This is a genomic window from Luteococcus sp. (assembly GCF_043424415.1).
In the GTDB taxonomy this organism is placed as follows: Bacteria; Actinomycetota; Actinomycetes; order Propionibacteriales; family Propionibacteriaceae; genus Luteococcus.
The window spans coordinates 1-9,656 of sequence record NZ_JBHWOO010000047.1; the positions used below are offsets into that span (position 1 = coordinate 1).

The 9,656-nt window shown below is 65.5% G+C and carries 8 protein-coding genes; 3 read left to right on the forward strand and 5 right to left on the reverse strand.

Annotated features, from left to right (window positions below):
* The 4 genes from ACHFFZ_RS02540 to ACHFFZ_RS02555 form a co-directional block, all read right to left on the reverse strand.
* Positions 1-1,439 (reverse strand): xylulokinase (locus ACHFFZ_RS02540; RefSeq protein ID WP_394275094.1); only part of this gene is annotated, 1,439 nt, incomplete at its 3' end.
* Positions 1,440-1,444: 5 nt separating this feature from the next.
* Positions 1,445-2,953, reverse strand: coding sequence for an L-arabinose isomerase (gene araA, locus ACHFFZ_RS02545; RefSeq protein ID WP_394275095.1), 1,509 nt, complete (start codon positions 2,951-2,953; stop codon positions 1,445-1,447).
* 74 nt (positions 2,954-3,027) lie between these two features.
* The gene (locus tag ACHFFZ_RS02550) at positions 3,028-3,732 is read right to left on the reverse strand and encodes an L-ribulose-5-phosphate 4-epimerase (protein ID WP_394275096.1); all 705 of its coding nucleotides are present in this window, start codon (positions 3,730-3,732) and stop codon (positions 3,028-3,030) included.
* Between the two features lie 41 nt (positions 3,733-3,773).
* Positions 3,774-5,177: a sugar porter family MFS transporter gene (locus ACHFFZ_RS02555; protein ID WP_394275097.1), complete on the reverse strand. Its 1,404-nt coding sequence runs from the start codon at positions 5,175-5,177 to the stop codon at positions 3,774-3,776.
* A 248-nt stretch (positions 5,178-5,425) separates the two neighbouring features.
* On the opposite strand from ACHFFZ_RS02555, the gene ACHFFZ_RS02560 reads away from it, so the two are divergent.
* From ACHFFZ_RS02560 to ACHFFZ_RS02570, 3 genes are all read left to right on the forward strand, one after another.
* Positions 5,426-6,475 carry a LacI family DNA-binding transcriptional regulator gene (locus ACHFFZ_RS02560; RefSeq protein WP_394275098.1) on the forward strand — a complete coding sequence of 350 codons (1,050 nt, stop codon included), beginning with the start codon at positions 5,426-5,428 and terminating at the stop codon, positions 6,473-6,475.
* An 88-nt stretch (positions 6,476-6,563) separates the two neighbouring features.
* Positions 6,564-7,580: an HPP family protein gene (locus ACHFFZ_RS02565; RefSeq protein WP_394275099.1), complete on the forward strand. Its 1,017-nt coding sequence runs from the start codon at positions 6,564-6,566 to the stop codon at positions 7,578-7,580.
* Between the two features lie 52 nt (positions 7,581-7,632).
* A complete protein-coding gene (locus ACHFFZ_RS02570; RefSeq protein ID WP_394275100.1) occupies positions 7,633-9,336 on the forward strand; it encodes a DUF262 domain-containing protein in 1,704 nt (567 codons plus the stop codon).
* A gap of 112 nt (positions 9,337-9,448) precedes the next feature.
* Here the strand turns inward: ACHFFZ_RS02570 and ACHFFZ_RS02575 are convergent.
* Positions 9,449-9,656: hypothetical protein (locus tag ACHFFZ_RS02575; RefSeq protein WP_394275101.1), on the reverse strand; the 208-nt coding region annotated here is incomplete at its 5' end.

The window sequence follows — 9,656 nt, forward strand, 5'->3', positions numbered from 1 at the left end:
GCGAAGGCCGCCAGGACGGCCATGCCCCACGCGCCGCCCTCACCCGCGGTGTCCCCCACCGCGACGGAAGTGTCGAGTGCGTCGGCCAGCACCTGCTGCGCGACGCCCTCGGTGCGGAAGATGCCGCCGTGGGCGAAGAGCGAGGTGAGCGGCACCTTCTCCTGTTCCAGCAGCACCTTCATGCCGCAGGCCAGCGCGGCGAAGGCCGCGTTGAGCTGCGCCCGCATGAAACTGGCCAGCTTCAGGCCGCTGTCCTGCCCCCGCAGGAAGAGCGGACGCCCAGTGGCCACACCAGTCTGGTGCTCACCGGACAGGTAGTTGTAGGACAGCAGGCCGTCGCAGTCGGCCGGTGCCTCCAGCGCGTGCCCGAAGAGACGACGGTAGAACTCCTCCCGGTCCACCTCCAGACCCATCAGGGCCGGCAGCTCACCGAGCATGCCCAGCCAGGCGTCGAGGTCTCCCGTGCAGTTGTTGGTGTGGATCATGGCGACGGGATCCCCGGCGGGGGTCGTGACCAGGTCGATCTCCTCACGGATCCCGCTCAGCTCCCGGTCCAGCACCACCATCGCGAAGGCGCTGGTGCCGGCGCTGACATTGCCGGTGCCGGGACGGATGCTGTTGGTGGCCACCATCCCGGTGCCGGCGTCGCCCTCCGGCGGCGCCACCCGGGCCCCCGCCTGCAGCGTGCCGCTGGGGTCCAGCAGGCGTGCGCCCTCGTCGGTCAGGCTGCCGGCGTCGGCCCCGGCGGGAAGCACCTGGGGCAACAGGTCGCCGATCTGCCACGGCATCTGGGCCACCTCCGGCAGGGCGTCGAAGGCGGCGATCATCGTGGCGTCATAGCTGCCGGTGGCGGAGTCGATGGGGAAGACGCCGCTGGCATCGCCCACACCGAGCACCTTGCGTCCGGTCAGCTTCCAGTGGACGTAGCCGGCCAGGGTGGTGATGTGGTCCAGCCGCTCGACGTGCCCCTCACCCTCCAGCACGGCGTGCAGCAGGTGGGAGACGCTCCAGCGCAGCGGGATGTTCTGCCCGAAGGCCTGCGTCAGCCGGGCGGCGGCCGTGGTGGTGTAGGTGTTGCGCCAGGTCCGGAAGTCCACCAGCTGCTCGCCCTGCGCGTCGAAGGCGAGGTAGCCATGCATCATCGCGGAGATGCCCAGCCCACCGAGCCGTTCGAGGCGGACGCCCCAGCGGGCCTCCACGTCGGCCTGCAGGGCGGCCACGCAGGTCTGCAGCCCGCCCCACACCTCGTCGAGGCCGTAGGTCCAGTTCTGCTCCACGTAGCGGTTCTCCCAGTCGTGGGCGCCGGAGCCGAGCAGCCGTCCGTCAGCGTCCACGAGGGCGGCCTTGATGCGGGTGGAACCGAACTCGATGCCCAGGTGGGCCTTGCCGTCGCGGATGAGGCTGGCGCCGTCCACGGCAGTCGTGTCAGTGCCGGTCATGGCGCTCACATCCCCTGGGCCAGGCGGTGGTAGACCTGCCCGACGCGCAGTTCCTGGGCGAAGCCGCGCACCGTGGTGCCCTCACCGATCTCGGCCAGCTCGATGCCCGCGATGGTGGCGAAGTCGCGGAAGACTTCCAGGTCCACGGCCTGCGTCATCACCGTGTGGTGGGCGGCACCGGCGGTCAGCCAGCACTCCGCGGAGGTGTGGAAGTCCGGCTTGGGCTGCCACACCGCGCAGGCGACGGGGAGCTGGGGCAGCGACTCGTCAGGATCGACGATGTCGACGCTGTTGACCACCATCCGGAAACGGTCGCGCATGTCACTCAGTGCCACCACCAGGCCCTTGCCGGGGTCGGCGGTGAAGCGCAGGCGCACCGGGTCCTCACGGTCGCCGATGGCCAGCGGGTGGATCTCCAGGCTGGCGCGGCCCTCGGTCAGCGACGGGCAGACCTCCAGCATGTGGGCGCCCAGGATCTTCTCCTTGCCGGGCGTCATCTCGTAGCAGTAGTCCTCCATCAGGGAGGCGCCGCCGGGCAGCCCGTGGCCCATCACCTTGGCCAGCCGCACCAGGATGGCGGTCTTCCAGTCGCCCTCCGCGCCGAAGCCGTAACCGTCGGCCATCAGGCGCTGCACAGCCAGGCCGGGCAGCTGCTTGAGGGCGCCGAGGTCCTCGAAGTTGGTGGTGAAGGCGCCGAAGCCGCCCTCCTCCAGGAAGCTGCGCAGGCCCAGTTCCTGCCGGGCGCCGTAGCGCAGGGAGTCGTGGCGTTCCCCACCGCGGCGCAGCTCGGCGGCGACGTCGTAGTCCTGCTCGTAGGTGGCCACCAGCTCGTCGACGGCGGACTCCTCGACGGCCTCGACGGCGGCGACCAGGTCGTTGACGCCCCAGGTGTTGACCGAGACGCCCAGCCGCAGCTCGGCCTCGGTCTTGTCGCCCTCGGTGACGGCGACATTGCGCATGTTGTCGCCGAAGCGGGCCAGCCGCATCTGGTGCAGCTCGGCCCAGCCGACGGCGGCACGGGTCCAGTGGCCGATCCGCTGACGGGTCTGGTCAGTGGACGCGTGGCCGACGACGGTCTTGCGGGCCACGCCCAGCCGGGTGGCGATGTAGCCGAACTCGCGGTCGCCGTGGGCGGCCTGGTTCAGGTTCATGTAGTCCATGTCGATGGTGCTCCACGGCAGTTCCGCCTTGTACTGCGTGTGCAGGTGCAGCATCGGCTTGGCCAGCGCGTCGAGGCCCTGGATCCACATCTTGGCCGGGGAGAAGGTGTGCATCCACACGATCACGCCGACGCAACGGTCGTCGGCATTGGCCTCCAGGGCGATGCGACGGATGGCGTCGCGGTCGGTCAGCACCGGCTTCCAGACGACGGGGACGGGGATCTGCTCGGCCTCGTCGAGGAGCCCGGCGACGGCCTGCGACTGCTCGGCCACCTGCTCGAGGGTTTCGGGGCCGTACAGGCCCTGGCTTCCGGTGAGGAACCAGATCTCGCGATTCTCGAAGGGGTTGTTCATGGGAATCATGCCTCCTTTGGCATGTTGGGGCGGTTCGGCTGCTCCGGGCCGCCTGGGTGGTGGTCAGGTGGTGGTCAGTGCTGTCCGTAGACGTTCTGGTAGCGGTTGTAGAGGCTGTCGACGTGGGTCTGGTCGATGGGGATGGGGGTGCCCAGCTGGCGCGCGATGTGCACGGTGCGGGCCACCTCCTCGCACATCACGGCGGCCTTGACGGCGTCGCGGGCGTCCTTGCCGATGGTGAAGGGGCCGTGGTTCTGCATCAGCACCGCCCGGGAGCGCGATCCCTTGAGGGTCTCGACGATGCCGCGGCCGATCGAGTCGTCGCCGATGATGGCGAAGGGGCCGACGGGGATGGGGCCGCCGAACTCGTCGCCCATCATGGTCAGCACGCAGGGGATCTCCTCGCCGCGGGCGGCCCAGGCCGTCGCGTAGGTGGAGTGGGTGTGCACCACGCCGCCCACCTCGGGCATCTCGCGGTAGACGTAGGCGTGGGCCGCGGTGTCCGACGAGGGCTGCAGCTTGGCGGGGGTGCCGTCGTCGATCTTGTGGCCGTCGAGGGTGCAGACGACCATCGACTCGGGGGCGAGCTCGTCGTAGGAGACGCCCGACGGCTTGATCACGAACAGCTCGGCGCCCGGGACGCGTTCGGAGACATTGCCGGCGGTCCACACCACCAGCTGGTTACGGGGCAGTTCGGCGTGCAGGTCACTGACGCGCTGGCGGGTCTCGGCGACCCGCTGCTGGGTCTGCTGGTCGAGTTCTGCAAGGACGATGGTCATGGTTGCCTTCCTGGGTGTGGGTCTGGCGGGGTGGGTCCGGGTCAGCGGCTGCCCGCGGCCTCGATCTCCTCGAGGGAGCGGCCCTTGGTCTCGGGGACGCAGGTGCGCACGAAGAGGACGCCGGCGATGCAGATGGCGCCGAAGATGGCGAAGACGGCGGCCTGCGGCATGTGGGCGGTCATGATCGGGAAGAGCAGGCCGACGGCAAAGGAGCCGATCCAGTTGAAGGAGGAGGCCATGCCGGCGGCGCGTCCGCGGATGATCAGCGGGAAGACCTCGCCCACCAGCACCCAGGTCAGCGGCGCCCAGGTGAAGGAGTAGAAGGCCACGTAGATGCTGAGGAAGACCACGATCAGCATCGGGTTCGCGTCGGGGGCGATCTTGGCGATCACGGCCGGCAGGATGAAGGAGATGCCCATCACGCTGCCGCCCAGCGTGAGCAGGGTGCGACGGTTGAAGCGGTCCGCGATGGCCATGAACAGCAGGGAGCCGAGCACCAGGATGACGCCCTGGATGATGGGCCACATCAGGGCCGAGCTGGCCTCCTTGCCGCTGGCCTGCTCCACGATCAGCGGGATGTAGTAGAAGATCGCGTTGGCGCCCTGGAACTGCTGGAAGGCCGCGACGCCGACGCCGGCGATCAGCAGGTAGCGGTAGCGGGGGTTGAGCAGGGTGGCCCACGAGGTGCTCTGCTGGGCATTGGTCTCGGCCTCGATGGCCTGCTGGATCTCGCGGAGTTCGGGCTCCACCTGCTCGGGCTTGCGGATCATGCCGAGCACGGCGCGCGCCATGCCCTCCTGGCCGTTGCGCACCAGGAAACGGGGCGATTCGGGCAGCTTCAGCACGCCGAGGAAGAGGATGACGGCGGGAACGGCGGCCACCGCCAGCATCGAGCGCCAGGCCCAGGTGGTGGGCAGGTGCTGCAGGAACCAGGCGACGATGTAGCTGAGCAGCATGCCGGAGACGATCATCGTCTGGTTCAGTCCGGACAGCCGGCCACGCACTCCCGCGGGGGCCATCTCTGCCATGTAGGCGGGGACCAGGGCGGAGGCGGCTCCGACGGCCAGGCCCAGCAGCACCCGCATCACGATCATGTACGCGAGGCTCCCGTGCGGCGAGACGCCCAGGGCCAGGGAGGCGACGGCGAAGATGATGGCCGCGACGAGGATGCTGCGGCGACGGCCGAGCTTGTCGGCGAGCTGGCCGGACATGGCGCCGCCGAAGATGGCGCCGAGCATCAGCGACGAGGTGATCCAGCCGATGGCGGCCGCATTGCCGGTGAGGCCCCAGTCCTTGGTGAGGAAGGGAAGCGCGCCGGTCATCACGCCGATGTCGTAGCCGAACAGGATCCCGCCGAAGGATCCGAAGAAGTAGATGAAACGGGCCGGGATCTTGCGCTGCTCGGTCTGCGTGGGCGCTGCTGCGGCTTCCGTGCGGAGACTCATGGGAGAAGCAACTCCTGTCGTCATTGACTGTGAGATGAGGTGGATGCGCTCGTTCGATGTGAACGCTAACATCTTGTTCTGAGATCGATGTTAACGCTCACATCGACGCGATTGCAAGGGGTCCCCGGGAAGTCGACGGGAACTCCTTGCGGACGGCATGATCCGGACGACGCGGGGTGCGCACCCGGCCACCCGCTACAGTCGCGGGCAGCGGCCCAGCCCACGAGCACAGGTGAAAGAGGCACGAAATGACCACAGCGCCACGTCGGCCGGGGATGGCCGATGTTGCTCGCGCGGCCGGGGTCTCCCACCAGACGGTCTCCCGCGTCCTGAACCAGCCCGACAGCGTCGCCCCCGGCACCCGGGAGCGCGTGCAGCAGGCCATTTCCGAGCTGGGTTATCGCCGCAACATGGGCGCCCGGGCGTTGGCCACCAGCCGGAGCCGCATCCTGGGCGTCATCGTGGACCAGGGCGGCTACTACGGCCCCAGCCAGACGTCGTCATCCATCCAGATGGCTGCCCGAGAGCAGGGGTACGCCACTCTGGTTGCTGCCATCCGCGACACCAGCCAGGCCGAGATCCAGCAGGTGCTGGACCTCTTCCTGGACCATCGAGTGGACGGCATCATCGTCATTGCGCCGCAGGTGCAGCTGATGGACCGCCTCACGGTGCTGGCCGGCGAGGTGCCACAGGTGCTGGTGGCCGACGGGGTGGAGCCCTTGGAGGGGATGCTCACCGTCTCCGTCGACCAGCACGCCGCCGCCATGATGGCCACCAACCACCTGATCGAGTTGGGACATCGCGACATCGCCCACCTGCGCGGGCCGGTGACCTGGTTCGACGCCCTGGAACGTGAACGCGGCTGGCGCGACGCCATGACCGCGGCGGGCCTGCCCGTGCGCGACGTGCTGGATGGCGACTGGAGCGCCGAGTCCGGCCACCGCGCCGGGGTGGCGCTGCTCAAGGACGGGCTGCCCGAAGCAGTGGTTTCCGCGAACGACCAGATGGCCCTGGGTTTGATGTCTGCGCTGCACGACGCGGGAGTGTCCGTGCCCGAGCAGGTCTCCGTGGTGGGCCACGACGACAGCCCCGGTGCCTCCTACTTCCTCCCGCCGCTCACCAGCGTCCGCCAGCCCTTCGAGAAGCTCGGCGAGGCCTGCGTGGAGGGGCTCATCGGGTTGATCACCGACGTCCCGATCCAGCCGGTTCGGATCACGCCGGAGCTGAAGGTGCGCAAGTCGACGGAGCACTGGGACATGACAGGAAAACCACGACTCGCTTACTCGAAAACCACGTAGATGCGGAGCCACCGGGCAGTGGATAATGTAGACACCGAGACGGCAACGAAGCCGATCCATGAGATTTTGAGGGATATGAGGTCTCAAAATGAGCACTGACAAGAACGCTTCCCCACGCGCCATCGATCCCATCCCTTTCACGGAGGATGAATACGAGAAGACGGAGAACCTTCAAGGATTCCTAGCCACAGTGAAAGCGGGAAACCCTAGAAGAATTTCCGTTGCCGATCTCCTTCGTCTCGTCAATTACACGTACAAGACCCCCTACGCCACGCAATTCATCGAGAGTAAGATCAACGAACGTAAGTTCGAGTGTAGACCAGAACTTTCAGAGGCCGACAGATACGGAAGCGTTGTCATCTCTGACCCGCGAGACAGCACCATCCGCTGGGACGAACCCCACGGAATCCCTGTCTCCTCCTTGGCCACCACTGATGGCGAGCTGACCTCGCTAGGCAAGGGGGACTCAGTAGGCAAGGCTCGCGCACTCATGGTGATGCACCGCTTCTCACAGATCCCCGTGTTGTCCAACGATCATCGGGAGCTCCACGGAACGGTAACCTGGGAGACTTTGGCCCGACACCCACACGCGAAGAATGTCTCGCAGGCCATGCTCCCCGACGGGTACGTAGCCGCATCTTCCGATGACCTTGTCGACCTAGTCCCGGTGATCATCCAGCGAGAGTTTATCTACGTGCGCGCATCAGATCGCCGAATCGTAAGCATCATCACTGCTAGCGACCTTGCAGCGGCATTCGAAGAACGGACTGGCCCCTTCATGAAGCTCCGCGAGATCGAAAATCGCCTCAGAGCACTTCTCGATCAAATCGATATACCAAGCCTCGAACGCCACCGCAATAGCGTCGCAGTGAGCAGTGAGTTCCATGGCGCGGCCAGCATGACATTCCAAGAGTACGTCAACGCACTAGGCGACGAGAAGATCTGGTCAGTGCTCGAGTTTCCTATGGATCGAAAGACATGCACTGAGATCCTAAACCAAACCGGACAAGCCAGGAATGACATCGCACACTTCCGTCCATTAACACCAAGCTCTCAACACCCGATCGACTTGAGCCTCAACCTCCTTCGAAGTCTGATGGAATAGCTGCCTTACCCATAGGAACCACCAATCCTCACAGCAGAACCCTAGGAAAACCATGGCCGTCGCACTGCAACCGATCAAAGCCGCCGAAATCAGTCTCGGCAAGCTCTTCACAGACGACTTCGACTTCGTCATCCCGGAGTACCAACGACCGTACGCGTGGGGAACGGAGGAGACGTTGCAACTGCTGTCAGATCTCCAGAGCGCCCTGGATCGAGACACCCAAGAGCCCTATTTTCTTGGTTCCGTCGTCCTCATCAAGGAAGCAACCTCCCCTCGTTCAGAGGTCATCGTCGGTCAGCAGCGGCTCACCACCTTGACCATCTTGCTGGCCGTGCTACGCGATCTCGTCGTTGACGACGAGCTCCAGAGGGCCATCCACAAGCTCCTCGAAGAGCCCGCGGTCCTATTCGAAGACAAGGACGCTGCCCCTAGGTTGACCCTTCGCCCGCGGGACTCGGCCTTCTTCCGAGAACACATCCAAACCAAGGGCGCAACCACCAAACTGGTCACAGTCAGTGACAACCTCACGACCACAGACTCGCAGCGCGCCATCAGGGACAATGCGGCGGCTCTGCGCAAGGAACTCTTGGAGTGGGGACAACCAGAACTGCTTCAGCTCTACAAGATGCTGGGCAAGCGGACCTTCGTGGTCACAGTGAGCACCCCAGACCTCAACAGTGCGTACCGAATCTTCAGCGTGATGAATGCTCGTGGCCTTCCGCTCTCGCCTCCCGACATCTTCAAGTCCCAGGTGATCGGGGCGATCCCAGAGCATGACCGCGATCACTACGCCAACGCTTGGGAACAGCTGGAACAGGAGCTTGGCCGTCGCGAATTCGGTGAGCTGTTCCTCTACATTCGCGCGATCACCTCTCAGACTCGCGCTGTGCGTGGCCTCCTCCAAGAGTTCCGCGAACAGGTACTGGACGTCTACCTGCCTTCGAACGGCAAGGGTTTCATCCGTGAGGTCCTCGAGCCCTACGCGCGGGCAGACAACAGGCTCTTGTCACAGGATTTCCAAGGCGCCGGCGCATGGCCAAGCGTGAATTCATGGCTCAAGCGACTGAGCCAGCTAGACAATGACGACTGGCGGCCTGTCGCCCTGTGGGCTCTCCGCCACCACGGCGACGACGCCGAATACTTGTCCCAGTTCATGTGCCAGCTCGAGCGTCTGGCGGCGAGTATGCTGCTCCGTCGCGTCTACGCCACGCCCCGCGTGCAGCGATACATGGAGTTGCTCAAGCAACTGGTGGATGGGCAAGGTCTCACCAGCCCAGCCTTCGAGCTGAGCAGCAGCGAGAGGCGGGAGACACTTGCACGTCTGGGCGACGAGATCTACACAGTTCGGCGAGTAAGGAAGTACATCCTCCTTCGTCTGGATTCGATGCTGGCCAGCGATGCAGGTGCAACCTACGACCACAGCATCATCACCGTGGAGCATGTCCTGCCACAGAACCCGGATGAGAGCAGTCAGTGGCTCCAAGACTTCTCTGAGGAGGAGTGGCTGCACTGGCGGCATCGCTTGGGCAACTTGCTGCTGCTCAACCGGCGCAAGAACTCCCAAGCCCAGAACTACGACTTCGATCGCAAGAAGAGTGCCTACTTCTCTTCACGAGCTGGGGTTTCGTCCTTTGCCCTTACGACGCAGGTCCTCAAGGAGCCCCAATGGACTCCCGAGGTCATCGAACGGCGGCACCGAGAGCTCTTGGGCCTGCTCACACGTGAATGGAACCTAGCGACGGATTTCCCCTCCTAAGGCCCACCATCTCCAGCCGTGGTGACTGACCCCAAGAATTACTCCAATTGGCTGAAGCAGAACCACAGCGAGGGCTCCACAGGCAATCCGCGGAGCCCTCACTGGCGCAGCGTCACGCAGCGGTGGGTCCCTTGGCGTCAGGGGCAGACAGCGCCGGCTGGCTGGCCTTCAACTCGTCAAACTTGGCCTTCATGGTCGGGTTCTTCCGGGTGAGCTTCTTGACGGTCACGTCCTGGGCCTTGTCATTGGCCAGGCGCAGGTTCCGGTCGGCGCCCAGCAGGGCTTCCTTGGTCTTCTGCAGGTGGTCGATGGACTTGTCG

What these genes read in the sequence shown, in the direction of transcription:
- araA (WP_394275095.1), bottom strand. Translation starts at nt 2,953, where the DNA reads ATGAACAACCCCTTCGAGAATCGCGAGATCTGGTTCCTCACCGGAAGC.
- ACHFFZ_RS02550 (WP_394275096.1), bottom strand. Translation starts at nt 3,732, where the DNA reads ATGACCATCGTCCTTGCAGAACTCGACCAGCAGACCCAGCAGCGGGTC.
- ACHFFZ_RS02555 (WP_394275097.1), bottom strand. Translation starts at nt 5,177, where the DNA reads ATGAGTCTCCGCACGGAAGCCGCAGCAGCGCCCACGCAGACCGAGCAG.
- ACHFFZ_RS02560 (WP_394275098.1), top strand. Translation starts at nt 5,426, where the DNA reads ATGACCACAGCGCCACGTCGGCCGGGGATGGCCGATGTTGCTCGCGCG.
- ACHFFZ_RS02565 (WP_394275099.1), top strand. Translation starts at nt 6,564, where the DNA reads ATGAGCACTGACAAGAACGCTTCCCCACGCGCCATCGATCCCATCCCT.
- ACHFFZ_RS02570 (WP_394275100.1), top strand. Translation starts at nt 7,633, where the DNA reads ATGGCCGTCGCACTGCAACCGATCAAAGCCGCCGAAATCAGTCTCGGC.